We start from the raw sequence: 23,410 nt of genomic DNA, 5'->3' as shown, positions 1-23,410 counted from the left end.
AGGTCCGCCTTCTGGTCTTCCGGTTTCTTTCACTGAATGAAAGTGACATTCACTGTGTGAACATGACTTGAGTATTTATCCGGCACTACGGCCTGTCAAGGCCCCTCACCTGCGAAAACGCGGAGCTGAAGGGCTAGGGTGGCGTAGTAGCCGACGAGCGTCGTCAGTTCGAACAATCCTCGTTCGCCGATCCAGGACACGGTCTCGGCGTACTCCTCGTCGCTCAGTGCCCCGTGAAGCAGCAGCGCGGTGGTGACGCGCAGGGCGGCTCGCTCCGCGGGGTCGCCGAGATCCGGCGCCGTCCCGGCACGCAGTGCGGCCAGTTCCGGCTCGGTCAGGCCGGCGGTCCGGCCCGCGGCCTCGTGGGCCTCGCGCTCGAAGCGGCTGTTCCAGTGTGCGGCCACGGCGAGAATCGCCAGTTCCCGCGCCCGGTCGCTCAGTATGGAGCCGTAGCGCACCGCGGCACCGAGGGCCTGTACCGCGTGGCCCACCGGCGGACTGAGCAGCATGGCGTTGAAGGGGCCGCGCAGTCGCCCCTCCGAATCGGACAGTGCGAACGCCTGCGGTCCGGCCGCGCGCGGGCCGCCGGTGATGGACCGGTAGACCTTCGTCTGTTCCTCGTCCAGTTCTCCGGGCAGCAGCCCGGTCAGTCTCGGTCGCACGAACTCTTCCTCTCGCGCAAGGGGTGCCTTGCGTGATATCGACTTCCGTACAATGAAAGTCCCTCATTGGATGTCTTCTCTGCAGAAAGTGAGTCACGAGTGCCGCCGCGTGACGAATCGGCTTCCCTTCCGTCCGAGGCCCCCGCGTCGAAGCGCAGCTACCACGTCGAGGCCCTGGCCAAGGGGTTGCGGCTGCTCGGGCTGTTCTCCGAGCAGCGTCCGTCGATGAAGCTCACCGACATGGCCGCCGAGACCGGCGTCCCCCTGCCGACGGCCTTCCGTATGGCCGCCACCCTGGTGACCGAGGGTTTCCTGGAGCAGTTGTCCGATGGCGCCTACCGTCCGGCCCCGAAGGTCCTGACGCTCGGCTTCTCGGCGCTGCGCGGCATGGATCTGGTGGAGCTGGCCGACGGGCCGCTGCGCCGGCTGGCCGCGGCGACCGGCCAGACGGTCAACCTCGGCACCTTGTCCGACGACCGTGTGCTGTATCTGATCCGGCTGCGCAACAACGACCTGGTGACGGCCAACATCCAGGTCGGCTCCCGGCTGCCCGCGGTCGGTACCTCCATCGGCAAGGTGCTCCTCGCCGGTCTCGACGACACGGAGCTGGAGCGGTGCCTGACCAAGGCGTCCTTCGCCGGGACCAACGGTCCCAACGCGAAGCGGTCGCTCACCGAGCTGCGGCCCGCCCTCGCAGAGATCCGCGAGCAGGGCTGGGCGCTGCAGGACGAGGAACTCGCCTACGGGCTGCGGTCCGTGGCCGCTCCCGTGCGCGACGCGTCCGGATCGGTGGTCGCCGGGGTCAACGTGGCCGTGCCCGCGATGGAGTTTCCGGTCACCCGCCTGATCGAGGAGCTGCGCCCGCCGCTGCTGGACGCCTGCCGGGAGATCACGAAGCTGCTCGGCGGAAGCTGAGGCCGACCGGTGGAAGCGGACGGCTCGCGGCCCTGGCCTGTGCGGTCGGCTCATACGAGGGTGCGGCCGCCGTCCACGTACAGCACCTGCCCGGTGACGAACGACGCCTGCCGCGAGGCGAGGAAGAGCACCGCGCCGACCACGTCCTCAGGCGTACCGAGGCGTCCGGCCGGGACCAGGCCGACCATCTCCTCGCGCATTCCCGGCCGGTCCAGGTACGCCCTGGTCAGCTCGGTCTCCGTGTAGCCCGGGGCGACGGCGTTGACGGTCACGCCGTCGGCCGCCCACTCCCGGGCCATCACCTTCACCAGCTGGTCCAGGCCGCCCTTGGTCGCCGCGTAGGGCGCGTGGTGCTTGTGGGCGAGCCGGGAGGAGACCGACGAGAAGAACACCATGCTGCCGCCCCCGGTCTCACGCATCAGGCGTCCCGCGGCCCGCCCGGCGTAGAACGCGCTCGACAGGTTCAGTGTGAGGATCCGTTCCCACACCTCGTCCGGGGTGTCCACCACCGGACGGCGGTCGTTCGTGCCGACCGCGTGCACCAGTACGTCCAGTCCGCCCAGTTCCCCGACCGCCGCCGCGATCACCTCCTCGCACGCCTCGGAGGTCGTCACATCGGCCGGGAACACACGTACATCGGCGTCCGCGAGTGCCGGATCGTCCCGCAGCGTCTTCAGCTTCGCCTCGTCCATGTCGACCACGGCCAGCCGCACCCCGGCCTCGGCCAGCCCTCGGGCACAGGCGACCCCCAGCCCTCCGGCGCCGAAGACGAGCGCCCTGCGGCCTTCCAGTCCCAGCCATCCCATGGCATCCTCGACTTTCGTTAAATGAAAGCTACTTTCATCAGGTCCTCGGAAGATAACCCCGCCGCGGTCGAGATGTCCATCGCCGCGACCTCTTGACCGGTCCCCGGGGTCGATGCTTTGGTTCGTTCCACTTCCTTCCGAATGGAACAAGCCACTTTTAATCAGTGAAAGTGACTGGATCTCGCCGCAGGGCCGCATCCCCCTGCAAGCTCGACGAGGAGCTGCCGCCATGGCTGTGACAGATGCGCAGAGCGCCCAACAAGCTCTGCAAGCCGACCAGCTGATCAGCCGGTTGGACCACGTACCGGTCTCCCGCTTCCATGCCCGCGTTGTCGGAACGCTCGGGGCCGGAACCTTCTTCGACGCCTTCGACATCGTCTCCATCGCCACCGTCCTCAGCGCCCTCTCCACGACGTACGGCCTCAGCTCCAGCCAGGCCGGCCTGCTGGTCAGCGCCGGCTTCCTCGGCCAGGCGGTGGGCGCCATCGGATTCGGCCTGGTCAGCGAGCGCCTGGGGCGCCGGCGCGTGTTCCTGGCGGCCCTGGTGGTGATGGGGGTCTTCGCCCTGATCTCGGCCGCGTCCTGGAACAGCACCAGCCTGGGCGCCTTCCGCCTGGTCCAGGGTTTCGGCCTGGGCGCCGAGGTGCCCGTGGCGTCCGCCCTGCTCGGCGAGTTCGTCGCGACCCGGCAGCGAGGCCGGGTCACCGTGCTCTACAAGCTGGCCTCGCCGCTGGGCAACCTGGCCACCTCGCTGACCGCGGCCGCACTGCTCGCGTCCACGAGCCCCGAGACCGCGTGGCGCCTGCTGTTCGCCATCGGCGGCGCCCCGCTGCTGGTCGCCCTCGTCGCCTGGCGCCTGCTGCCGGAGTCGCCGCGCGTCCTCATCCGCCGGGGGCGGCTCCCGGAGGCGGAGCGGATCGTCAGCGCCATGGAGGCCGCGGCCGGTACAGCCGCCTCCGCGCCGGTGCCCGACGCACCCGCCGCGAGCACACCGGCCGCCGACCTGGCCTCGACCCGGCACGGCGAGCTGCTGTCGACGCAGTACCGCAAACGGACGGTCACAGCCTGGGTGCTGTGGTTCACCGTGTTCTTCGCCCTGCTGGGCGGCACCGCCTGGATGCCGAGCCTCTACGTCAAGCGGGTCGGTGTCTCGCCGGCCATGGCCAGCCTGCTGAGCGGCGCGGTCACCCTCGCCTCCATCGCACTGATCATCGTCGTCGGCGCGACCGTCGACCGCGTGGGCCGCCGCCGCTGGTTCATCACCGGATACGCGATCTCCCTCGCCGGCGCCCTGCTCGCCACCGTCCTCGGTGCCACGGGCAATCTCCACACCTGGCCCGCGCTCCTGGTCAGCGGCGGCCTGATGCTGCTCGGCGTGAGCGCCGTCGACCCGCTCGTGTACGCCTACACCGCCGAGATCTACCCGACCCGCATGCGCTCCTGGGGCACCCTCAGCGCCAGCTCGTGGCGAGGATTCGCCGCGGTCCTGGCCCCCAGCGTCATCGGCGCCCTAGTCGACCACGGCATCGCGATGGTCTTCGGCCTCTTCGCAGCCGTCCTGGTCATCGGGCTCGCTGTCACCGCCCGCTTCGGGATGGAAACCAAACAGGCGTCGCTCGAGGAGCTCTCCCGGTAGTCCGCACTCCTGGCCACGCCGCCACCGGACCGCCGCCTCCCGCGAGGCGGCGGTCCGTGCGTGGTTCCAGGACCAGCCGGACATCGTGGGCGTGTCGGCGCCCACGGCTGTCTCCGCGGGCAGACGGGCCAGGGCGAGCCGCAGGAACGCCTGGGCCGCAGGGGACGTCGGGGCGGGATCGCGGTGGGCGAGAGCAAGGGGGAGCAGTGCCTGCGGGTCGTCGAGGGTCAGTACGCAGTCGGCGTGGTCGGCCGTGACGATGGCCTCGGCCACCGGGCGGGGCACGACGGTCACCCCGATACCCTCCAACGCCAGCGAGGCGAGGTCCCCCGCGCTGCGCAGCACGCACGCGCTCCGGCGCCGTGCCCGCAGGCGGCCGAACGCCGCGTCCACCTAGCTCCCGCAGGGCCGTCAGGAAGAGCTCGTCGACGTCGACCGGCAGCATGCCGAACCGGGAGGCCAGACGATGTGCCGCGCCGGGCAGGTGCAAGCCCTTGACGGTCAGGGCGAGGAAACCGCCCCGGCGCAACGCCCCCAGGAGCCGCAGCTCCGTCAGACGGCGCGGGTCGCGTCCCTCCGCCAGCTGGCCCTGCACGGCGTCGTACCAGGCACTGGTGCTGGTCACGACGGACCCGCTGAACGCCGGACGGCTGTGCTCGGCGTCCCGCGACGGCGGGAAGAAGCGCCCGGTCTCCCGCTCGTACACCAGCGGGAAACCGGCCTGGGCCAGCGCCTCCTCCAGCTCGACGTAGGTGATGTCGGCGAGCACCGTGAGACCCGGGAAACGGGCCTTCACCCGGGTCAGCAGAGCGTCCGCCTCGATCCCCGTACCGGCCCGCACCCCGGCGGCCGCCTGCGAGATCCTTTCTTGATGCCGCGGTCGGGGTGAGCCTGGTCGAGGGGGCACCCCGTCCACACCCACGACGCGGCGCACACGTGGCTTCGCGAGACCATCGCGCGGGTCGCGAAACGGATGGCAGAGCGCTCACAGGAGGGGTGACCGGGCTTTCCCTCAGGGCGCTGACGGCCTTGGTTCGCCTTCCTCACCTGCGAAAACGCGGAGCTGCAGGGCGAGCGTGGAGTAGTAGCCCACCAGAGTCGTCAGCTCGAACAGGCCGCGCTCACCGATGGCCGACACCGCCGCGTTGTACTGGTCGTCGCCCAGGCTGTCAGAGCTCAGGAGCGAGGCCGTGGTCCGCAGTGCCATCATCTCGTCGGGATCGGTGAGGGGCGGCAGGGCACCGGAGCGCAGGGAGCCGAGCTCCTCCTCGGTCAGACCGCAGGCACGCCCCACGGCCTCGTGCGCCTCTCGTTCGAAAGCGCTGCCCCAGTGAGCGGCGACGAGGAGCACGGCCATCTCCCGGACACGGTCGCTGAGCAAGGACTGGTAGCGCACCGCCGCACCCACGGTCTGCAGAGCGGCGCCGACCGGAGGGCTGAGAAGCATCGCGTTGAACGGTCCCCGAAGCCGTCCTTCGCTGTCGGTGAGTGCGAAGAGCTGGGGACCGGCGGCGCGTGGGCCTCCGGAGATGGCCTGGTAGACCGCGGCCTGTTCCTCGGTCAGATCGCCGGGGAGAAACCCTGCAAGGCGCGCGACCATCGTGGCTCCCTTCGTTCGATGACGGGGAACTATAGCCCGCTGTGACCCGCGCGCCTCCCGCAGCGATTCCGTCAGCCCTTGCGGCGCAGGGCGGCCGGCCGCGTCACGGGTGTAGGCCGTGGTGCGGGTGGATCCGTTCGCCGTCTCGGTGACGCTCGTCGGCTCGCCGAAAAGGTCGTAGGCGTAGGACTTGGTGACCAGCTCAGAGGGGTTGGAGCCACCGCCGGTGATGGTGGTGCCGGGCGCTGTCTGGCAGGTGAGGCCGGCCCACTCAGGTCGGCCCTGACAGGCGCCGGAGCCGGTCGCCGACCAGTAGGTGGTGACAGTCTCGGTGGTCGAGTTCTTGTTCGGGCCGGTAGTGGACAGCAGATTGCCGTCGCTGTCGTAGCTGTAGGTCGTGGCGAGGGCCAGACCGGAGGGATCGGTGACCGAGGTCAGCTTGAGGCCCGTCGACCACTCCACGGCGACCCCGCAGGTCTCGCCCTCGCCCTGCCGGGCATGCCCGTCGCCGAGGCTGAGCAGCGCGCCCTCGACGTTGACCCCCAGGTAGCAGGTGACGCCGGCCCGCATCTCGGGCGTGTCCATTTTCCCGCCGTGCGCGTCCGGCACCAGGGCCGAGCGCACCTCCAGATTCGCCGGGGCCACTCCGACCGTGCCGTGCATCGGGTCCAGCGGCAGCTCCAGCTCGATGCCGCCCTCGCGGCCCCGGAACAGGGCCGTGCGCCGGGTGCGGTCCAGCTGCCAGATCCAGACCGTCTCCGGCAGTGGCGGCTGCAGGGTGGCCGTGCTGTGCGTCGAGGTGAGCGCGCCGAACAGCGGGACCGTCGTCGACGCCGCCCAGTCCCGGGCAGGTTCGACCGACACGAAGTGCACGGCGACGGTGTCGCCCGGCTCCGCGCCCTCGATGTGGAAGGGCCCGGTCTGCGGGTTGAGGAACGGGAACTCGCACACCTCGGACGCCAGGTCCTTCTCGGACCGCACCCGTCCGGCGAAGCAGTCCTCCGTGTACAGGTCGAGGACCGTGCCGGGCGCGATCCGCGCCACCGGCGGGGCCCCGCCGAACGTGCAGGCGTAGTCGTCCGGTCCGGGCCGGACGGTGAGGATGCGGGGATCGGTCATCGCGCTGTTGCTCCGTTCTGCGGGGCGGCCGTGCCAGGAGTGTTCTCTTCGAGGTGGACCCGTCCGGTCTCGGCTATGCGCTCGGGGTGACGCCGGATCAGCACCAGGAGGACGACCGCTCCGACCGCCATCCAGACGCCGACCACCGAACCGGCGTACGACACCGGCGCGGTCAGCTTCGTCACGAAGTCGAAGACGGGCAGACCGGCCGCGGTGAGCAGGGCGGGGACGAAGGCCACGATGCCCAGCAGCGGGAGGAGCAGGTGCCGTACGGGCTTGAGGGACCGGCGGCCGTGACGAAGGAAGTAGCCGGCGCAGGCCAGGTTGACGACGATGTAGACGCCGATGACGACCGTCACGATCACCGTGGACAGCAGCAGGAACGCGGTCACCGGGTCGTAGCCGAAGCCCAGCCCCAGCACCGCCCCGACCGCCACGGCCGTCTGCACCGCGATGCCGGCGACGGGGGAGCGGTACCGGGGATGGAGCGTGGCGAGGACGCGCGGGAGGACCCGGATGCGGGCCAGCGCGAAGGCGGTCCGTGTGGACACGTTGGCGCAGGCGTTGGCGTTGGCGATCGTCGAGTTCACGACCGCGAGGAACACGAGCACCCAGAAGAGCCCGAAGGAGGCCCGGGCGACCCCCTCCCAGGACGCCTCGCCCGCCGCCCCGAAGGAGGCGAACCGGTCGGGGCCGAAGTACACGGCCATCGCATAGGTCGTGACCACGTAGAACAGACCGATCCCCAGAGCCGCGCCGAGTACCGCGCGGTGCATGGTGCGGCGTGGGTCGCGGGTTTCCTCGGCGAGCGGCGCGGCCGCCTCGAAACCGGCGAACGCCAGCACGGTGTAGACGGAACCGGCGAAGACCCCGCTGACGCCTGGGTAGCCCCGCGCGGTGTGCGCGGTTCCGAACACGGAGAGCGTGTTGTGACCTCCGGCCCTGACGATCAGCCACCCGGCGAAGACGAGGAACACCGCGATCTCGAAGACCCCGAGGACCGTCCCGAACCGGGCCGAGGCACGTACTCCCAGATACCCGGTGGCGGCGATGACGGCCGCGCCGGCCAGCGCCCACGGCCACCACAGGTCCGCCGGGCAGGAGGCCCACTCGTCATGCAGGGTCCCCGCCGCGGTGAACCCGAGCTGGAGCAGCAGCAGCGGCGGAACCAGCGCCTCCACGAACACATAGCCCCAGCCGACCAGGAACCCCACGGCCGGATGCAGCCCCCGCGCCGCGTACGTGGCGACGGAGCCCGCGGCCGGTAACTCCCGCGCCAACTCGGCCACGCACGACGCGGTGAACAGACAGGCCACCAGAGCGATCACCACGGCCAGCGGCAGACTGCCACCGGCGAACACCGCCCCCGCCGGAACGGACGCGGCGACGGCGGCGGCGGGCGCCATCGCCGTGACGCTCTGGAACAGCACCTCCCGCAACCCCACCGCGTCCCGCCGCAGCCCCACGGCCGCCTCTCCCGACATACGTCCCCCTGACGTGCGTGTTCCCCTCGTGCCGGCGGATGCCTCGCGTGAATCACGGTACGGCGGACGGGGGTTGGGCAGAGGAGCGCCTGGTGGTTCCGTGGACGGGGCGCGGACTGTGGACAACTTCCTCACTCGGACGAGTGAAGGGGAGTGTGAGGCGGCGGCCTCGGTCAGCCCCGCTCCGCCACCGTCGCCGGATCGTCGAGGACGGCCCGGATCACCGAGTGGGCCGCGCCCAGGAGGGGGCCCTCGGGGCCCAGGCGGGAGACGGAGACCGGGCAGGCGGGGCCTGTGGTGCGGTCGGCCAGTTCGGCTTCCAGGGCGGGCAGGAGCCAGGGGGCGAACCCGGCCAGGGCGCCGCCCAGCACCACCGACTCGGGGTCGAGGAGGTTGACGGCGCCGGTCAGGGCGATCCCCAGGGCGGTACCGGCGTCGCGCAGGGCACGTCGTACGTCCTCGTCGTCCGCGCCCGCCCGCTGGGCCAGCAGGCCCGCCGCGTCGTCCCGGGATTCGAGGCCGGCCGCGCGCAGCACCGCCTCCTCGCCGGCGTACTGCTCCAGACAGCCGCGTCCGCCACAGGCGCAGCGCGGCCCGTCGGGGCGGACCGGCACATGGCCGAGCTCGCCCGCGAAACCGCGCTTCCCGCGCAGCAGCTGCCCGTCCACGACGACGGCGGCGCCGATGCCGATCTCCGCCGACACGTGCAGGAAGTCACGCGGTGTGGCGTCCCCGAGCCACAGCTCGGCCAGGGCGCCGAAGTTGGCCTCGTTGTCGACCGTCAGCGGGAGGCCGGGGGGCAGCAGCGCGCCGAGGTCGGTGTCGTGCCAGTCGAGGTTGGGGGCGTGGACGACCGTGTGCCCGTCGCGGGCCACCAGGCCGGGGACGGCGACCGCGAGACCGGCCGGCCACAGGCCGTCGCGCTCCGCGTCCGCCACGACCCGCCCTACCAGCCCGGTCAGCTCCGCCAGCACCGGGCGCGGATCCCGGCCCCGGTTCGTGCCGTGCCGCACGGCACGCGCGCGTACCTCGCCGCGCAGGTCCACCGCGCACACGGCGAGATGGTCGACCCCGACCTCCGCCCCGACACCGGCCGGGCCCTGCCCGCTGACCGCGAGCGCCGAACCCGGCCGCCCGACACGGCTGGGCCGCTCGGGGCCCAGTTCCTCCAGCAGCCCCCAGCGGATCAGCTCGTCGACGAGGGTCGACACGGCCGCTCTGGTGAGACCGATGCGGGAGGCGACCGCGGCCCGCGACAGCGAACCCTCCGCGCTGACCGCGTGCATCACGCGCGCGAGGTTGCGCCGGCGCATGCCCTGCTGGGTGTCCGGCAGGGCACGGCCGGTCGCCGTCGGACGGGCCTCGTGCAGCGGTGCGGTCATGCCTCCATCAATCCTCTGGACACGGTCCTTCGCTGATCAGCGGTTCTCCGGCGCCCGTTCCAGCAACGGGGCCGCGTCGGAGAGTACCCCGGAGATCCTTGCCAGCGTCGCCGCGTCCCGCTCCACCGCGTCCAGCACCGGCCCCGCGGCCGTGTTCCAGCGCCGGGCCACCGCCGCCGGGTCCTCGCCGGTGAGCAGCCCGGCCGCCTGCGCGGCGGCGCCGAGGGCGACCAGTTCCTTCGCCTCGGGCACCTGCACCGGTCGCCCCGACAGCCGCCGTACCGTCTCCTGCCAGGCCCGGCCCCGGGCGCCACCGCCGATCAGCAGCAACGGGGTGGTCCGGTCCGCGTCCTCGTCGAGCACCAGGTCCAGGGCACCCAGCAGGGCGTGCACGGCGCCGTCGTAGGCGGCCTGGAGGAGCTGGCCCGCGGTGGTGTCGTGGCGCAGGCCGTGCAGCAGCCCGGAGGCGTGCGGCAGGTTCGGGGTGCGCTCGCCGTCCAGGTACGGCAGCAGGGTCACCGAGGTGCCGGGCTCGACCGCCTCGCGGTCCAGGCCGAGGAGCGCCGCGACCCGGTCGACCGCGAGGGTGCAGTTCAGGGTGCAGGCCAGCGGCAGCCAGTCGCCGTGCGCGTCGGCGAAGCCCGCTACCGTGCCCGTGGGGTCGGCGGGGCGGTGCTTGGAGACGGCGTACACCGTGCCCGAGGTGCCGAGGCTCAGCACCGGGGTGCCCGGGCGCAGTCCGAGCCCCAGCGCGGCCGCCGCGTTGTCGCCGGTGCCCGGCGCCACCAGGGTGCCCTTGGAGAACGGCAGGTCGTGGCTGTCGCGGACGGTGCCGGCGACCTCGCCGGGCCGGACCACCCGGGGCAGGAACGCCGGATCCAGGCCCACGTGCGCGAGGGTCTCCTCGTCGTACGCCTCGGTCGCCGACGCCCACCAGCCGGTCCCGGACGCGTCGCCGCGGTCGGTCGTGCCCTGCCCCGTCAGGCGCTCGGTGAGGTAGTCGTGGGGGAGTCGAACGGCCCTGGTCGCACGGACCGCCTCCGGCTCGTGCTCCGCCAGCCAGGCCCACTTGGTGACCGTGAAGGACGCGCCCGGCACGCTGCCCGTGCGCTCCGCCCAGGCCTTCGGTCCGCCCAGCTCCTCGATCAGCCGCTGCGCCTGCGGCGCCGACCGGACGTCGTTCCACAGCAGCGCGGGCCGCACCGGCTCGCCGCGCTCGTCCAGCGTGACCAGGCCGTGCTGCTGGCCACCGATCGACACGGCCGCCGCCCGGTGCGCCGCGTCCCCGCACTGGCGCAGCGCCTCGCACAGCGCGTCCCACCACTGGCGCGGATCACTCTCGCGGCCCGCCCCGGTGGTGACGGTGTGCGGTGCCTGGCCGCTCGCCACCACCTCGCCGGTGGCGGCGTCGACGACCAGCGCCTTGGTGGACTGGGTGGACGTGTCCACACCGACGACGAGCGGACCCTCGGCTGCTGACATCGGGCTCTCCTTTTTGCGCGGCTCGCGCCTGAGCTGACCTGCAGTTTTCCCGGTTCGTCGGGGTGTCGCGACCCGGTTTTCGCCCTTCGGGGACATGGTGACCCTTCCCAGGGACGCGTCGGCATACTAATTTGTAAACCGCGATGACGAAATAGTCGGCACGACAGTCGTCCACCAGTCATCCACCGCAGTCATCGAGCACAGCCCCCGAGCAAGGAGCCGCGGCATGAGCTTCCAGCCCACCCCCGAGGACAGGTTCACCTTCGGCCTGTGGACCGTCGGCTGGCAGGGAAGGGACCCGTTCGGCGACGCCACCCGCCGTGCCCTCGACCCCGTCGAGACGGTCCAGCGCCTGTCCGAACTGGGCGCCCACGGTGTGACGTTCCACGACGACGACCTGATCCCCTTCGGGTCCTCGGACACCGAGCGCGAATCGCACATCAAGCGCTTCCGCCAGGCCCTCGACGCCACCGGCATGAAGGTGCCGATGGCCACCACCAACCTCTTCACCCACCCGGTCTTCAAGGACGGCGCGTTCACCGCGAACGACCGCGAGGTGCGCCGTTACGCGCTGCGCAAGACCATCCGCAACATCGACCTGGCCGTCGAGCTGGGCGCCGAGACGTACGTCGCCTGGGGCGGCCGCGAGGGCGCCGAGTCCGGCGCCGCCAAGGACGTCCGGGTCGCCCTCGACCGCATGAAGGAGGCCTTCGACCTCCTCGGCGAGTACGTCACCTCCCAGGGCTACGACCTGCGTTTCGCCATCGAGCCCAAGCCGAACGAGCCGCGCGGCGACATCCTCCTCCCCACCGTCGGCCACGCCCTCGCGTTCATCGAGCGCCTGGAGCGCCCCGAGCTGTACGGCGTCAACCCCGAGGTGGGCCACGAACAGATGGCCGGCCTGAACTTCCCGCACGGCATCGCGCAGGCCCTGTGGGCGGGCAAGCTCTTCCACATCGACCTCAACGGCCAGTCCGGCATCAAGTACGACCAGGACCTGCGCTTCGGCGCCGGCGACCTGCGTGCCGCCTTCTGGCTGGTGGACCTCCTGGAGAGCGCCAGCTACGCGGGGCCGAAGCACTTCGACTTCAAGCCGCCGCGGACCGAGGACTTGGACGGTGTGTGGGCGTCGGCCGCCGGCTGCATGCGCAACTACCTGATCCTCAAGGAGCGCGCGGCCGCCTTCCGCGCGGACCCGGAGGTCCAGGAGGCCCTGCGTGCCTCCCGCCTCGACCAGCTGGCCCTGCCGACCGCGGCGGACGGCCTCCAGGCGCTGCTCGCAGACCGCACGGCCTTCGAGGAGTTCGACGTGGACGCGACCGCCGAGCGCGGGATGGCCTTTGAGCGGCTCGACCAGCTGGCGATGGACCACCTGCTGGGCGCCCGGGGCTGAACACCACGCGCGCGTGAGGGCGTCCGCTTCGGCGGCGGCCCTCACGCGCGCGCGTGTCGTTTCCTGCGCCCCGGACGGCGGGTTCGTTTCGGAAATGCTCCGGAATCGTGCGGTCCATGGCATGAGGCCGTGTCAACTCCCTTGCGGGGCTCGCGCGATGACCGGAACACGGTGACTCTTGGCGTTATGGCCATGCCACCCGTACCACCACGACCGCCCGGCCCGCCGGAGGGCACCCCGCCGCCCGGCGGCTACGACCCGCCTCCGAACGGGGGCTTCGGACCGCACCCGGGTGACGGCACCGGCACGTCGTACGGCGGGGGCTTCGGCCCGTCGTCGGACGACGTGTTCGACCGGCCCCCGCAGGCCGGCTTCGGTGTCCCGCCCGGCGGCCAGGACCCGCCCACCGCCGTCGGCTGGATGCCGCCACGTCCACCGCGGCCGCCCCGTGGACGCAGGGGGCCGCTGTTCGCCGTACTGGCCCTGCTGGCCGCCGCGGTGGCCGTCGCCGCCGTCGTTGTGACGGCGTCCGGCGGCAGCGGCTCGACCGACGACAGACCCACCATGAGCAGCCCGAGCCCGTCCGGCTCGATCCGTCCCTCGTCCAGCCTGCCGACCGAGCTGCCCAGCGGCCTGCCGTCGGGCCTGCCGAGCGGACTCCCTTCGCAGCGGCCGTCAGGTCTGCCCAGTGGTCTGCCGAGCGGCCTGCTGCCCTCACTGCTGGGATGAGACACAGCCCTATGGCCACCTTCCTTTGGACCACAGGCCCACGGCTTCTTCGGCCGCGGCTCCTTTGGTCGCAGCCCCTTGGGCAGCCGGACGCGCCCCTTGGGCAGCCGGACGCACACCAGGGTCGTCTCGACGCCGCTGCCGACGAGACGGCCCTGGGCGTCGAACGCGCCCGCGCCGTCTGTCATCCCGAAGTCGTTGCCGTCGATCAGACCACAAGACGCTTGCCGGGCACCGGGACCCCGGCGGCGGCCGGGTCCTCCAGCTGCTCCAGTGCGGGGGACGTGGTGTCGTCGTCGTAGGCACCGCCGAGGATGTCCGACCAGGAACACTGCTCGACCGGCCGGTGAACGGACGGCGACCGCCGCTCGGCGGATCACCGGCTTTCCGCCCATGGTCACGCTGAGAACGGGGCTGCTTCACAACGTGTTCGACTCTGCGCTGAGGAGCCAGTAGGGGGCGTGCGTCAGGGATGTCTCAGGGTCGCCGCCCGGAACCGCGGGAAGCGCGAGCCCGTTCTCAGATCAGAGAGCGGCAAGGGCCGCGAAGGAGGCGACGCAGATGTCGAAGAACGCGAAGATCGCCGCAGGAGGTGTGGCGGTCGGGCTCATCCTGCTGATATGGCTGCCCTGGTGGGTGACGTTCCTGATCGTGGTGGGCGTCCCGGTGGCCGCGTACCTCACCCTCGACCCCTCGCAGCGCCGCAGGCTGCGCCGGGTCACGCGCAAGGAGATCGGCCGCTGACCGGCCGCTGAGCGGCCTGACCCGGGGCTGTGGCCCCGGCTCCGACGCGCGCTGCGGGCGGAATACGGCCCGGGAGGGCTCACAGGGGCCGTACGGCCATCTTGTCGAGGGCTTCCAGGAGGCTGGGGAGCTCGGGGCCCCGGCCGACCGGCAGGACCTCGCCCGGTTCCTCGTCGAGGAGCACGAAGGCGATGTCGTCGGTGCGGGCAACCAGTGACCAGCCCGGCCCGTCGGCGCGCAGCGTACGGGCGTCGCCCGGGGCGAACGAGGAGCGGACCCGGCCCAGTGGCGGCGGAGTGTCCACGTAGGCCCGCGCCTCGGTCAGTACGCGCCGGATCCCGAGGTGCCCCTTCGGGGCCGCCTCGGCGTCCTCGGCGGCCTCCTCGGGCGCTTCTGCGGGCGCGGCCGCCGGGGTCCGGAAGTGGTCGTCGCTGATCTGCTCCCGCCAGACCGCCCACCGCAGGGCGATCTCGTCCGCGCCAAGCCGCCGCTGGGCCGGGCCCCAGGTGCTGGTGTCCGGCGGGGCCAGCGCGGCGCGGTCCGCCAGCTCCGGCCCCGGGTCGTGCGGCGCGGGCACGTTGGGGGCCGCCACGGCGACCGCCAGCGGCCAGCCGGGCAGGGCGGCGACCACCGTGCGCTCGTCCGGCGACAGGTCGTACTCCATGCCGCAGTCCCAGGAGGCGATCGCCACGGCGACCAGCGAGACGTCGTCGATGACGACCGTCCAGCGTGCCCCGTCGCCGTCCTGGCCGAGCACCAGGCCGTAGCCGTCGACGCGCGGCGCCAGCTCCAGCGCCGCGCAGGCCTCCGGATAGTCGTCGCCCAGCACGCTCGGAAACTGCGCAGGCGTCAGCAGCACCGCCGTGAGCACATACAGTGCCTCGTCCGCGGCGACGGCCTCCTCGTCGGTCCCGGCCATCCCTGCCTCCCCAGTGGTTCTTCCAACGGCGCGCACCCTAGTGCGACGGGAAGGCCGTTGTCACGACCGGCCGCTCCGTGCGGAGCTGCAGTTTTCCACCAGGACCGGACGAAACGACCTCGGCGGCGAGGAAGAAAGCGAGGAAGAAGCGGCGCCGGCCTCGGCGGTACCGAAGGGTCAGGCCACGGGCAGCCCCAGGAGTGCGCGGGCCACCGCGGACGGTGATTCGTCGCGCTCCCGTGCCAGGGTGATCACGGCTCGGTACGCCAGCTCGCTCACCCCGAACGACAGCGCCTCCGGCGACACCCAGCCCGCCGCTTCCTCGATTCGGTCCTGGTCGTCCTCCGCCCGGGCCGCGACATAGGCGGCCGCGGCCTCGAACAAGTTATGCGTACGCCGCTCACGGTTCGGACGCGATTCCGGCGCCTTCTCTTCCTCCGTGCCACGAAATCTGCCTGCGTACCTGCGGATCCGGTCGAACACGCGGGCCCCCTTGCCCCTGCCGGCTGTCGCCTCCGAACATGTGCTTTCCTCCGTCGAACCTAGAGTTGAAGCTCCGGCAACAAAAGAGGGCATGGCCTGGACCTCTCGGCCGGCCCCGGCTTCGGCCCGCCATCTCGTCTCGCGTGATCGCCGGACGGCGGGTGCCCTCGGCGACAGGCCGCACATGCCCGGTCGGCGCGGCGAGGCGCGCTAGCGCAGGACAGGGCCGCACAACGGGGCGTCGCCGTTGTGCCGCCGCCCCACCGGCAGCCGGGTCCGGTCTCGCCGCGGTGCTCACCGAGGCGAACCTCGACTCCTCCTCCGCCGCGGCGGCCGCCGGCTAGCCTGCGCGGACCGCCAGCGCCAGGAACCGGGCGTCCTCGTCCACGTACGACGTCATGCGCCACCCGGAACCGGCCAGCAGCGGGCGGAGGTTGCCCTCCGCGCGCAGGTCGTCCGGCGTGATCTGCCGTCCCTGCCGCGCCGCCAGGGCGGACCGGCCGATGGGGTGGAACAGGGCCAGGGCGCCGCCGGGGCGGACCACGCGCGCGAGTTCCCGCAGGTTCTCCGCCGGACGGGGCAGATGGGCGATCAGGCCCGCGGCGAACACGGCGTCGAGGGATTCCGAGCGCACCGGCAGCGCGCCGACGTCGGCGAGCAGCAACCGCCCGTCACGGTCCCGGCCGGCCCGCCGGGCGGCCTGGAGCATCGCCGGGGTGAGGTCCACCCCGAGGACAACGCCGGTGGGTCCCACGGCACGGCGCAGCGGCGGCAGCGCGCGCCCGGTGCCGCAGCCCGCGTCGAGCACCCGGTCGCCCGCGCGCAGCCCCAGATCGGCGACGGCGGCCGCGTACGCGGGAGCGTCGTCGGGGAACCTGCTGTCCCAGTCGGCCGCCCGCGCGGTGAAGAACTCCCGGACATGTGTGTGGTCATCGCTCATGGTCCGCATGATCCCTCACCGTCACGGAGGACGACCCTGCGCGCACGTTCGAGCCGGACGCGATCGTTCCGGCACATCTCTGAGTCATATTGCAGCACCTTTCGAAATGCGCCCCCTTTGTGCGCCCGTGCCCCCTAGCGTCCCTGGGCCATGGGACACCTGGACCACGCCGCCTTCGGCTGGCTGACCCCCGTGCTGTCGTACGTCATGGCCTGCACAGGCGCCGCACTGGGGCTGCGCTGCACCGTCCGCGCGCTCGGCACCACCGGCCGCTCGCGCCGCAACTGGCTGCTCACGGCGGCCTCGGCGCTCGGCACCGGCATCTGGACCATGCACTTCGTGGCCATGCTCGGCTTCGGCGTCAGCGGCACCGACATCCGTTACGACGTGCCGCTGACCATCCTCAGCCTGCTCGTCGCCGTGGTCGTCGTCAGCGCCGGCGTCTTCGCCGTCGGCTACAGCCGCGACCGCAACCGGGCGCTCCTGCTCGGCGGACTCACCACCGGACTGGGCGTCGCCAGCATGCACTACCTCGGCATGGCGGCCGTCCGGCTGCACGGCGCCGTCCGCTACGACCCGACGCTCGTCGGGCTCTCCGTCCTCATCGCCGTGGCCGCCGCGACGGCGGCCCTCTGGGCGGCCCTCAACATCAGCTCGCCCGTCGCGGTCACCGTCGCCTCCCTGGTCATGGGAGCGGCCGTCAGCAGCATGCACTACACCGGGATGTTCGCGGTCAGCGTGCACGTCACACCCTCCGGCAGCCCCCTGCCCGGGGCCACGGCGATGCAGTTCATCTTCCCTCTGGCCGTCGGCCTCGGCTCCTATCTGTTCCTCACCTCGGCCTTCGTCGCGCTCTCGCCCACGGCCGGGGAGCGCGAGGCGTCCGCCTCGGCCCAGCGGCCCGTCACGGGCGCCGCGCGCTGACCTGGCGCCGACTCACCTTTTCCCGAGCGAGGAGGCCATGCGTACACCCCGTAGGACCCCCACAGCAGGCCCGGAGAAACCGGCACAACAGCCGCCGCGCGGCCGCCGCGCGCACGCCGGACCCCCCGCCGACGAACCGGCCGGCGACGTCGTCGGCACCGCGGCGGACAACGCGCCGGCGCGAGCGGGAGGCTGGCGGATCCGCCCCCGGACCGTGCGGGCCAAGGTCATCTGTCTGCTCATGGTGCCGGTCATGTCCCTGCTCGCGCTGTGGGCGTACGCCACGGTCACCACGGCACAGGACGTCGCCCGGCTGCGCCAGTCCCAGCGCGTCGACGCCGGACTGCGCACCCCGGTCGCCACCGCCGTGGCCGCGCTCCAGGCCGAGCGGGCCGCCGCGGTCCGGTACGCGACCGACCCCGCATCCGAACAGACCGCCGACCTCAAGAGGCTCGGCGCCCGCACCGACCGGGCCGTGGCAGCACTGCGGCTCGGCAAGGACAGCACCGTCGCCGACAGCGGGGAACTGCCCTCCGGTGTCGCCCAGCGTCTGAAGGCGTTCGTCACCGGCGCCGAGCGGCTGCCCACGCTGCGCCGAGCCGTGCGCAGCCGCGGCGTCGGCTGGAACGCCGCCTACGGACAGTACACACAGGTCATCGCCTCGGCCTTCGCCGTGGACGGTGCCCTCACCGGCGTCCAGGCCGACGACATGGGCTCCGACGCGCGCGTGCTGCTCGAATTCTCCCGCGCGGGCGAGGCGCTGGCCCAGGAGGACGCGGTCCTCGGCGGTGCCCGGCTCGCCGGTGGCCTCGACGGCGAGCGACTGCGGCTGTTCACCGGCGCCGTCGGCACCCGCCGCGTCCTCACCGACGCGGCTGTCACCGATCTGCCCGGGGCCCAGCGCGCCGCCTGGCGCCGGCTCGCCGACGGCGCCGACTACACCGCGCTGAGCGCCGCCGAGGACCGGATCCTCGCGGACTCACCCGGATCCAAAGCGGTCGGCGCGGCCCCCGAGGCCACTTGGGACACCAGGCACGCGCGCGTGCAGGACGGCATGCGGAACATCGCGGCCGACACGGCACGCGCGGTGGCCGGCCGGGCCGATCCGTTCGCCCGCGGCCTGCTCACCCCGGCCGGCGCCGCTGTCCTCTTCGGTCTGCTCGCCGTGGCCGCCTCGCTCGTCATCTCCGTACGCATCGGACGCGGCCTGGTCGTCGAGCTGGTGAGCCTGCGCAACAGCGCCCTGGAGATCGCCCGCCGCAAACTCCCCGAGGCGATGCGCAGACTGCGGGCCGGCGAGGAGATCGACGTCCGTGCCGAGGCGCCCTTGGGGCCACCCGCCGAGGACGAGACCGGACAGGTCGCCGAAGCCCTCGCCACCGTGCATCGCGCCGCCCTGAGGGCGGCCGTGGAACGCGCCGAACTCGCCAGCGGCATCTCGGGAGTCTTCGTCAACCTCGCCCGCCGGAGCCAGATCCTGGTGCACCGCCAGCTGAGCCTGCTGGACAGCATGGAACGCCGCTCCGACGACCCCAGCGAACTGAGCGACCTCTTCCGCCTCGACCACCTCACCACCCGGATGCGCCGCCACGCGGAGAGCCTGATCATTCTCTCCGGAGCCGCCCCCGGCCGGGCCTGGCGGATGCCCGTGTCCCTGACCAACGTCGTGCGGGCCGCCGTGTCCGAAGTCGAGGACTACGCGCGCGTGGAGGTACGACAGCTCCCCGAGGCGGCCGTGATCGGCGCGGCCGTCGCCGACCTCACGCATCTGCTCGCCGAGGTGGTGGAGAACGCCGCCCAGTTCTCGCCGCCGCACACGCGCGTGCGCGTCACCGGGGAGCCGGTCGGCAACGGCTACGCCCTGGAGGTCGAGGACCGCGGGCTCGGCATGGGCCAGGAGACCCTCGCGGAGGCCAACCGGCGCATCGAGCAGTCCGAGGCCCTCGACCTGTTCGACAGTGACCGGCTCGGTCTCTTCGTGGTCAGCAGGCTCGCGGCCCGCCACGGCATCAAGGTGCATCTGCGCACCTCCCCGTACGGCGGCACCACCGCGGTGGTCCTGCTGCCCAAGGCCCTGCTGCACGGCGGCTCGCCGGAACGTCCCAGCCCTTCCCCGGCCGACACCGAACAGGCACCGGCACGCGCCTACGCGCGCGTGCCCGGCGCCGCCCTCCCGGAACCCGCCCCCGCCGGCCGGCCGGCCCTCACCGCCCCCCGTACCCCACCGCGCCCGGCGCCCGAACCCCCGCCCCCCGGAGTCACCACCTTGAGGCCGCACCGCCCACCGCACGACTCCGAACCCTCCGACGACGACCTCCCGCGCCGGGTCCGGCAGGCGAGCCTCGCCCCTCAACTGCGCGATCCCCGTACCGAGGAGCCGGCGCCCGCCCGCAGCCGGGACGAACGCACCCCCGAACGCGTCCGCGACCGCATGACCGCCTACCGCGACGGCTGGGCGCGCGGCGGCGGCACCCGACCCGGACGCGGCGCCGCCCCGGAAGCCGAAGAGGGCACCGACAGAACCGAAGGAGACCGCCCATGATCCAGGACCCGAGCGCGAGGGCAGACCTGCGCTCCGGCGAACTCGACTGGCTGCTGGACGACCTGGTGCTCCGTGTCACCGAGGTGCGGCACGCCGTCGTGCTCTCCAACGACGGCCTCGCCGTCGGCGCCTCGACCGGCCTCAGACGCGAGGACGCCGAGCACCTCGCCGCCGTGGCCTCCGGTTTCAACAGCCTGGCCAAGGGCACCGGACGGCACTTCGGGGCGGGCGGGGTGCGCCAGACCATGGTCGAGATGGACGACGCCTTCCTCTTCGTGGCCGCCGCGGGCGACGGCTCCTGCCTCGCCCTGCTCACCGGCGTGAGCGCCGACATCGGTCTGGTCGCCTACGAGATGGCCCGCCTGGTCAAGCGCGTCGGCGAGCACCTCTACACCGCGCCGCGCGTCGCCACCCGGCCGCCCGCGGCCGGCTGAGCCGGAAGGCCGCCACCGATGACCGAGTACACGACCGGCGCCCCGGAGGAGCCGGGCAGCCAGTGGTACGACAGCGAGGCCGGGCCCCTGGTCCGCCCCTACGCCATGACCGGGGGCCGCACCGAAGCCGGCCCCACCGGTGTGAAGCTCGACCTGATCGCCCTGGTCACCCTCGATCCGGGCGCGGCCGGCACCGACGACGACACCGCGCTCGGCCCCGAACACCGGGAGCTGGTCGAGCTGTGCCGGCTGGAGACGCAGTCCGTCGCCGAACTCGCGGCCGGCGCCGACCTCCCGGTGGGCGTGGTCCGGGTGCTCCTGGGCGACCTGCTGGAACTGGGGCGGGTCACCGTGAGCCGCCCGGTGCCACCGGCCCAACTGCCCGACGAACGGATTCTGCGCGAGGTCATCGAGGGACTGCGGGCACTGTAGACGAGCATCCGGAAGCAACCGGGCGCGAGCCGGTCGAAACAGCTGCGTTCCGGTCCACCCCTCCACCGCCGGGCGGCGGTCGCCATGCTGCTGCCTTCCGATCGTTCCGTGCCGTTTCGCCGGTGACCCGGCGTCTGTCGCAGCAGGTCATCCAGTCCCCACCGAGCTCCACCGAGAGAAGTGATCATGGTCTCCGAGCACTCCGAACACTCCGGCCACTCCGAGTCCACCGCCGACGACACGTCGGCCATGGCGCTGAAGATATTGGTCGCCGGCGGCTTCGGCGTCGGAAAGACGACCCTGGTCGGCGCCGTCAGCGAGATCCGGCCGCTGCGCACCGAGGAAATGCTCAGCGAAGCGGGCCAGCTGGTGGACGACACGGACGGCGTGGACCAGAAGGTCACCACCACCGTCGCCATGGACTTCGGCCGCATCACCATCCGCTCCGGCCTCTCCCTGTACCTCTTCGGCACCCCGGGCCAGGACCGCTTCTGGTTCCTGTGGGACGAGCTGTCGCAGGGAGCGCTGGGCGCCGTCGTCCTCGCCGACACCCGCCGCCTGGAGGACTGCTTTCCGGCGGTCGACTACTTCGAGCACCGGCACATCCCGTTCGTCGTCGCCGTCAACTGCTTCACCGGCGCCCGGAGCTACGGCTCCCACGACGTCTGCCGCGCCCTCGACCTGGACCAGGGCACACCCGTGGTCCTGTGCGACGCCCGGGACCGGGATTCCGGCAAGGAGGTGCTGATCCGGCTCGTCGAGTACGCCGGACGGATGCACACCGCCCGGCTCCTCGACTCGGTGGGCTGAGCCTCAGCCCGTGAGGTCCTTGAGCGCCACCACCTTCTCCACGGTGACCCGGACCAGCAGTTCCCCCGGGACGCCGTTGCGGGCCCCGAACTCCTGCGCGCGCTCCTCGCCCATGTACCGGGCCGCGATCCGGGTGGCCGAATCACGCAGTTCGCCAAGGTCCTCCGACAGCCGGGCGCGCCCGTTCAGCACCACGAAGTGGAAGGGCGGCCGGTCGTCGTCCACACAGAGGGCGACACGCCCGTCACGGGCGAGATTGCGCCCTTTCACGGTGTCCTTGCCGGTGTTGAAGACCAGCTCGTCCCCCTCCAGCAGGAACCAGACGGGCGCCACATGCGGGCTGCCGTCGGCGTTGACGGTGGACAGTTTGCCGGTGCGGGTGCCGTGCGAGACGAACGCCCGCCATTCGTCGTCGGTCATCTTCTCTGCCATGCACCCATCCTCCTTGCCCGGACGCCGGTGGTGGGGAAGGCTGGCGGGGAGATCCTCCAGCCAGGGGGAGACGGTACGCGGGGAGACGCTGGACATGGCGATGGCGCAGAACCAGAAACTCGGCTGGCTGCTCGACGACCTGACCGAGCGTGTGGAACACGTACGGCACGCGCTGGTCCTGTCGAACGACGGACTGGTCACGGGAGCGAGCACCGGTCTTCGCCGGGAGGACGCGGAGCATCTGGCCGCCGTCGCCTCCGGGCTGCACAGCCTCGCCAAGGGCTCCGGACGCCACTTCGGCGCGGGCCAGGTCCGGCAGACGATGATCGAGTACGACGAGGCGGTCCTGTTCGTGACCGCGGCCGGTACCGGCAGTTGCCTGTGCGTGCTCAGCGGTGCGGAGGCGGACATCGGCCAGATCGCCTACGAGATGACCCTGCTGGTCAACCGAGTCGGCGAACACCTCGAGGTAGACGCCCGGCAACCGGAGCGCTCCTCCGCGATAGACCGCTGACCTGCGAATTCACACCCTGTCGTGGAGTTGTCCACAGGCTTGCCACGCGTCTGGCCGAAAGGGCTACGGTCTTTCCCACGGCGAGCGCACCGGGCGCGAGCCACCTACTCCACGGGGGAGAACGACCATGTCCGGCACCACCCTCGCCCCACCCCGCCCGCTCACCTGCGCGCCGAGCCGCGCCGCCCGCGAACTGGGCATCAAGCGGGCTGAGTTCGACCTCGCGGTACACCTCGGACGGATCCGCACCGTGCCCGACGAGGGAGGCGGCGGGGGCCGCCGGGTGCCACGGACCGAGATCGACCGGCTCCAGAGCCGGGCGGATTCCCTCCGCGAGAGCGTGCGGGTCGTGGGGACGACCGAGGGCGCGGCCCTGATGAGGATCCCGGCGGGCAGGTTCACCCGGGTGGCGAAACTAGGTCTGGTGAGTCCGGTCAAGTGGTACCCGAATCGCTACCGGGCCGTCGTCTGGCTCTATCTGGCGGAGGAACTGCGCCGGTTCGCGGCCGACGAGAAGAACGCCCGGCTGCTCACCGGCCGTACGCCCCCGGAGCTGAGTGACCGGCTGAGGGCGGGCGCGGACCAGCGGGCCCGCAACTGGCGCGGACGCCACTGCGGTTTTCTGCTGCGGCAGGCGGACGGGCCGTGGGAACGGGCGGGGGTGGTGGCCGGCTTCCTGGACCCCGGTGAGATCGACGAGGTGCTCACGGACCCTCACGAGCGCGCCCGCGTGGCGGCCTTGCGGCCGGGGCCGCCCGCGCACGGCGCGCCGGGCTCACCGGCCGCGCAGCTCACCGAGGAGCTCATGACGGCGGCAGACCCGGACGAGATCGAGTGGTTCAGGCACGACCTGGCCCGGGAAGTGGCGCAGGCCCGCACGCACCGGCCGGCTCCCCGCCCCGCGGCCCTGTCCCGGCCCCCCGCACCCGGCCGGCCCCGGCTCTCCCAAGGCCTGCGCGGCTGGCTGATGCGCAGAAACCCGCGGCCCGCTCACTGACCCGCGGCCCACACCGCGCCCGCTTCCGCAT

22 protein-coding genes and 3 pseudogenes are annotated in these 23,410 nt (G+C 72.5%); 13 read left to right on the top strand and 12 right to left on the bottom strand.

Annotation, left to right across the window (positions count from 1 at the left end; genetic code table 11):
• Nucleotides 1-95 precede the first annotated feature (95 nt).
• Nucleotides 96-662: a carboxymuconolactone decarboxylase family protein gene (locus tag LQ326_RS39210; protein ID WP_234543852.1), complete on the bottom strand. Its 567-nt coding sequence runs from the start codon at nucleotides 660-662 to the stop codon at nucleotides 96-98.
• A gap of 99 nt (nucleotides 663-761) precedes the next feature.
• Between LQ326_RS39210 and LQ326_RS39205 the strand changes: the two genes are divergently transcribed.
• Entirely contained in the window at nucleotides 762-1,577 is an 816-nt protein-coding gene (locus LQ326_RS39205) for an IclR family transcriptional regulator (RefSeq protein ID WP_234543851.1), read from the top strand.
• A 50-nt stretch (nucleotides 1,578-1,627) separates the two neighbouring features.
• Here the strand turns inward: LQ326_RS39205 and LQ326_RS39200 are convergent, their stop codons facing one another.
• A complete protein-coding gene (locus tag LQ326_RS39200; protein WP_234543850.1) occupies nucleotides 1,628-2,383 on the bottom strand; it encodes an SDR family NAD(P)-dependent oxidoreductase in 756 nt (251 codons plus the stop codon).
• A gap of 229 nt (nucleotides 2,384-2,612) precedes the next feature.
• On the opposite strand from LQ326_RS39200, the gene LQ326_RS39195 reads away from it, so the two are divergent.
• The gene (locus LQ326_RS39195) at nucleotides 2,613-4,019 is read left to right on the top strand and encodes an MFS transporter (RefSeq protein WP_234543849.1); all 1,407 of its coding nucleotides are present in this window, start codon (nucleotides 2,613-2,615) and stop codon (nucleotides 4,017-4,019) included.
• Between the two features lie 135 nt (nucleotides 4,020-4,154).
• Here the strand turns inward: LQ326_RS39195 and LQ326_RS39190 are convergent.
• Nucleotides 4,155-4,412 (bottom strand): annotated as a pseudogene (locus LQ326_RS39190) (LysR substrate-binding domain-containing protein); the annotation flags it as partial.
• A 221-nt stretch (nucleotides 4,413-4,633) separates the two neighbouring features.
• Here LQ326_RS39190 and LQ326_RS39185 point away from each other — a divergent pair.
• On the top strand, nucleotides 4,634-4,771 hold the full coding sequence (locus tag LQ326_RS39185; RefSeq protein WP_234543848.1) for a hypothetical protein: 138 nt from the start codon (nucleotides 4,634-4,636) through the stop codon (nucleotides 4,769-4,771).
• Nucleotides 4,772-6,039: 1,268 nt separating this feature from the next.
• On the opposite strand, the pseudogene LQ326_RS49170 reads toward LQ326_RS39185, so the two are convergent.
• From LQ326_RS49170 to xylB, 4 genes and pseudogenes are all read right to left on the bottom strand, one after another.
• Nucleotides 6,040-6,738: pseudogene (locus LQ326_RS49170) on the bottom strand (acetamidase/formamidase family protein); the annotation flags it as partial.
• Entirely contained in the window at nucleotides 6,735-8,222 is a 1,488-nt protein-coding gene (locus LQ326_RS39175) for an APC family permease (protein ID WP_234543847.1), read from the bottom strand. The gene LQ326_RS39175 and the pseudogene LQ326_RS49170, both read right to left, overlap by 4 nt.
• 173 nt (nucleotides 8,223-8,395) lie before the next feature.
• On the bottom strand, nucleotides 8,396-9,604 hold the full coding sequence (locus LQ326_RS39170; RefSeq protein ID WP_234543846.1) for an ROK family transcriptional regulator: 1,209 nt from the start codon (nucleotides 9,602-9,604) through the stop codon (nucleotides 8,396-8,398).
• A gap of 36 nt (nucleotides 9,605-9,640) precedes the next feature.
• Nucleotides 9,641-11,086, bottom strand: a complete 1,446-nt coding sequence (gene xylB / locus LQ326_RS39165) for a xylulokinase (RefSeq protein ID WP_234543845.1) — start codon at nucleotides 11,084-11,086, stop codon at nucleotides 9,641-9,643.
• Nucleotides 11,087-11,312: 226 nt separating this feature from the next.
• On the opposite strand from xylB, the gene xylA reads away from it, so the two are divergent.
• Both xylA and LQ326_RS39155 read left to right on the top strand, forming a co-directional pair.
• Nucleotides 11,313-12,479, top strand: a complete 1,167-nt coding sequence (gene xylA / locus LQ326_RS39160) for a xylose isomerase (RefSeq protein WP_234543844.1) — start codon at nucleotides 11,313-11,315, stop codon at nucleotides 12,477-12,479.
• Nucleotides 12,480-12,665: 186 nt separating this feature from the next.
• Nucleotides 12,666-13,208: a hypothetical protein gene (locus LQ326_RS39155; RefSeq protein WP_234543843.1), complete on the top strand. Its 543-nt coding sequence runs from the start codon at nucleotides 12,666-12,668 to the stop codon at nucleotides 13,206-13,208.
• 95 nt (nucleotides 13,209-13,303) lie between these two features.
• On the opposite strand, the pseudogene LQ326_RS39150 reads toward LQ326_RS39155, so the two are convergent.
• Nucleotides 13,304-13,530, bottom strand: a pseudogene (locus LQ326_RS39150) (esterase-like activity of phytase family protein); the annotation flags it as partial.
• 239 nt (nucleotides 13,531-13,769) lie between these two features.
• On the opposite strand from LQ326_RS39150, the gene LQ326_RS39145 reads away from it, so the two are divergent.
• Nucleotides 13,770-13,952, top strand: a complete 183-nt coding sequence (locus tag LQ326_RS39145) for a tail-anchor membrane protein (protein ID WP_181809683.1) — start codon at nucleotides 13,770-13,772, stop codon at nucleotides 13,950-13,952.
• A gap of 79 nt (nucleotides 13,953-14,031) precedes the next feature.
• Here LQ326_RS39145 and LQ326_RS39140 read toward each other — a convergent pair whose 3' ends face one another.
• The 3 genes from LQ326_RS39140 to LQ326_RS39130 form a co-directional block, all read right to left on the bottom strand.
• Nucleotides 14,032-14,871 (bottom strand): hypothetical protein, encoded by an 840-nt coding sequence (locus LQ326_RS39140; protein ID WP_234543842.1) that lies wholly within the window; start codon nucleotides 14,869-14,871, stop codon nucleotides 14,032-14,034.
• A 177-nt stretch (nucleotides 14,872-15,048) separates the two neighbouring features.
• Complete coding sequence (locus LQ326_RS39135) at nucleotides 15,049-15,354, bottom strand: hypothetical protein (RefSeq protein ID WP_234543841.1); 306 nt, start codon at nucleotides 15,352-15,354, stop codon at nucleotides 15,049-15,051.
• Nucleotides 15,355-15,694: 340 nt separating this feature from the next.
• The gene (locus LQ326_RS39130) at nucleotides 15,695-16,294 is read right to left on the bottom strand and encodes a class I SAM-dependent methyltransferase (protein ID WP_234543840.1); all 600 of its coding nucleotides are present in this window, start codon (nucleotides 16,292-16,294) and stop codon (nucleotides 15,695-15,697) included.
• A gap of 150 nt (nucleotides 16,295-16,444) precedes the next feature.
• Here LQ326_RS39130 and LQ326_RS39125 point away from each other — a divergent pair, with 150 nt between their 5' ends.
• The 5 genes from LQ326_RS39125 to LQ326_RS39105 all read left to right on the top strand — a co-directional run bounded on the left by LQ326_RS39125 (nucleotide 16,445) and on the right by LQ326_RS39105 (nucleotide 21,436).
• Nucleotides 16,445-17,218: an MHYT domain-containing protein gene (locus LQ326_RS39125; protein ID WP_234543839.1), complete on the top strand. Its 774-nt coding sequence runs from the start codon at nucleotides 16,445-16,447 to the stop codon at nucleotides 17,216-17,218.
• Between the two features lie 37 nt (nucleotides 17,219-17,255).
• Nucleotides 17,256-19,760 (top strand): sensor histidine kinase, encoded by a 2,505-nt coding sequence (locus LQ326_RS39120; RefSeq protein ID WP_234543838.1) that lies wholly within the window; start codon nucleotides 17,256-17,258, stop codon nucleotides 19,758-19,760.
• Nucleotides 19,757-20,194: a roadblock/LC7 domain-containing protein gene (locus LQ326_RS39115; RefSeq protein WP_234543837.1), complete on the top strand. Its 438-nt coding sequence runs from the start codon at nucleotides 19,757-19,759 to the stop codon at nucleotides 20,192-20,194. The genes LQ326_RS39120 and LQ326_RS39115 overlap by 4 nt, the downstream gene beginning before the upstream one ends.
• A gap of 18 nt (nucleotides 20,195-20,212) precedes the next feature.
• Entirely contained in the window at nucleotides 20,213-20,626 is a 414-nt protein-coding gene (locus LQ326_RS39110) for a DUF742 domain-containing protein (RefSeq protein ID WP_234543836.1), read from the top strand.
• A gap of 186 nt (nucleotides 20,627-20,812) precedes the next feature.
• Nucleotides 20,813-21,436, top strand: coding sequence for a GTP-binding protein (locus tag LQ326_RS39105; RefSeq protein WP_234543835.1), 624 nt, complete (start codon nucleotides 20,813-20,815; stop codon nucleotides 21,434-21,436).
• A 3-nt stretch (nucleotides 21,437-21,439) separates the two neighbouring features.
• Here LQ326_RS39105 and LQ326_RS39100 read toward each other — a convergent pair whose 3' ends face one another.
• Nucleotides 21,440-21,868 carry a PPOX class F420-dependent oxidoreductase gene (locus tag LQ326_RS39100; RefSeq protein ID WP_234543834.1) on the bottom strand — a complete coding sequence of 143 codons (429 nt, stop codon included), beginning with the start codon at nucleotides 21,866-21,868 and terminating at the stop codon, nucleotides 21,440-21,442.
• A gap of 100 nt (nucleotides 21,869-21,968) precedes the next feature.
• Between LQ326_RS39100 and LQ326_RS39095 the strand changes: the two genes are divergently transcribed.
• A complete protein-coding gene (locus tag LQ326_RS39095) occupies nucleotides 21,969-22,382 on the top strand; it encodes a roadblock/LC7 domain-containing protein (protein ID WP_234543864.1) in 414 nt (137 codons plus the stop codon).
• Between the two features lie 127 nt (nucleotides 22,383-22,509).
• Nucleotides 22,510-23,379 carry a DUF6397 family protein gene (locus LQ326_RS39090; RefSeq protein WP_234543833.1) on the top strand — a complete coding sequence of 290 codons (870 nt, stop codon included), beginning with the start codon at nucleotides 22,510-22,512 and terminating at the stop codon, nucleotides 23,377-23,379.
• Nucleotides 23,380-23,410: the final 31 nt, after the last annotated feature.

Source organism: Streptomyces shenzhenensis, from assembly GCF_021462265.1.
GTDB lineage: Bacteria > Actinomycetota > Actinomycetes > Streptomycetales > Streptomycetaceae > Streptomyces > Streptomyces shenzhenensis.
This window is presented reverse-complemented; position numbering and strand designations above follow the sequence as displayed.

Bases quoted from the DNA above. Each gene is read 5' to 3' on its own strand.
- LQ326_RS39130 (WP_234543840.1), bottom strand. From the start codon at position 16,294: ATGAGCGATGACCACACACATGTCCGGGAGTTCTTCACCGCGCGGGCG.
- LQ326_RS39105 (WP_234543835.1), top strand. From the start codon at position 20,813: ATGGTCTCCGAGCACTCCGAACACTCCGGCCACTCCGAGTCCACCGCC.
- LQ326_RS39155 (WP_234543843.1), top strand. From the start codon at position 12,666: ATGGCCATGCCACCCGTACCACCACGACCGCCCGGCCCGCCGGAGGGC.
- LQ326_RS39195 (WP_234543849.1), top strand. From the start codon at position 2,613: ATGGCTGTGACAGATGCGCAGAGCGCCCAACAAGCTCTGCAAGCCGAC.
- LQ326_RS39170 (WP_234543846.1), bottom strand. From the start codon at position 9,604: ATGACCGCACCGCTGCACGAGGCCCGTCCGACGGCGACCGGCCGTGCC.
- LQ326_RS39125 (WP_234543839.1), top strand. From the start codon at position 16,445: ATGGGACACCTGGACCACGCCGCCTTCGGCTGGCTGACCCCCGTGCTG.
- LQ326_RS39140 (WP_234543842.1), bottom strand. From the start codon at position 14,871: ATGGCCGGGACCGACGAGGAGGCCGTCGCCGCGGACGAGGCACTGTAT.
- LQ326_RS39090 (WP_234543833.1), top strand. From the start codon at position 22,510: ATGTCCGGCACCACCCTCGCCCCACCCCGCCCGCTCACCTGCGCGCCG.
- xylA (WP_234543844.1), top strand. From the start codon at position 11,313: ATGAGCTTCCAGCCCACCCCCGAGGACAGGTTCACCTTCGGCCTGTGG.
- LQ326_RS39095 (WP_234543864.1), top strand. From the start codon at position 21,969: ATGGCGCAGAACCAGAAACTCGGCTGGCTGCTCGACGACCTGACCGAG.
- LQ326_RS39100 (WP_234543834.1), bottom strand. From the start codon at position 21,868: ATGGCAGAGAAGATGACCGACGACGAATGGCGGGCGTTCGTCTCGCAC.
- xylB (WP_234543845.1), bottom strand. From the start codon at position 11,086: ATGTCAGCAGCCGAGGGTCCGCTCGTCGTCGGTGTGGACACGTCCACC.
- LQ326_RS39175 (WP_234543847.1), bottom strand. From the start codon at position 8,222: ATGTCGGGAGAGGCGGCCGTGGGGCTGCGGCGGGACGCGGTGGGGTTG.
- LQ326_RS39120 (WP_234543838.1), top strand. From the start codon at position 17,256: ATGCGTACACCCCGTAGGACCCCCACAGCAGGCCCGGAGAAACCGGCA.
- LQ326_RS39145 (WP_181809683.1), top strand. From the start codon at position 13,770: ATGTCGAAGAACGCGAAGATCGCCGCAGGAGGTGTGGCGGTCGGGCTC.
- LQ326_RS39110 (WP_234543836.1), top strand. From the start codon at position 20,213: ATGACCGAGTACACGACCGGCGCCCCGGAGGAGCCGGGCAGCCAGTGG.
- LQ326_RS39115 (WP_234543837.1), top strand. From the start codon at position 19,757: ATGATCCAGGACCCGAGCGCGAGGGCAGACCTGCGCTCCGGCGAACTC.
- LQ326_RS39200 (WP_234543850.1), bottom strand. From the start codon at position 2,383: ATGGGATGGCTGGGACTGGAAGGCCGCAGGGCGCTCGTCTTCGGCGCC.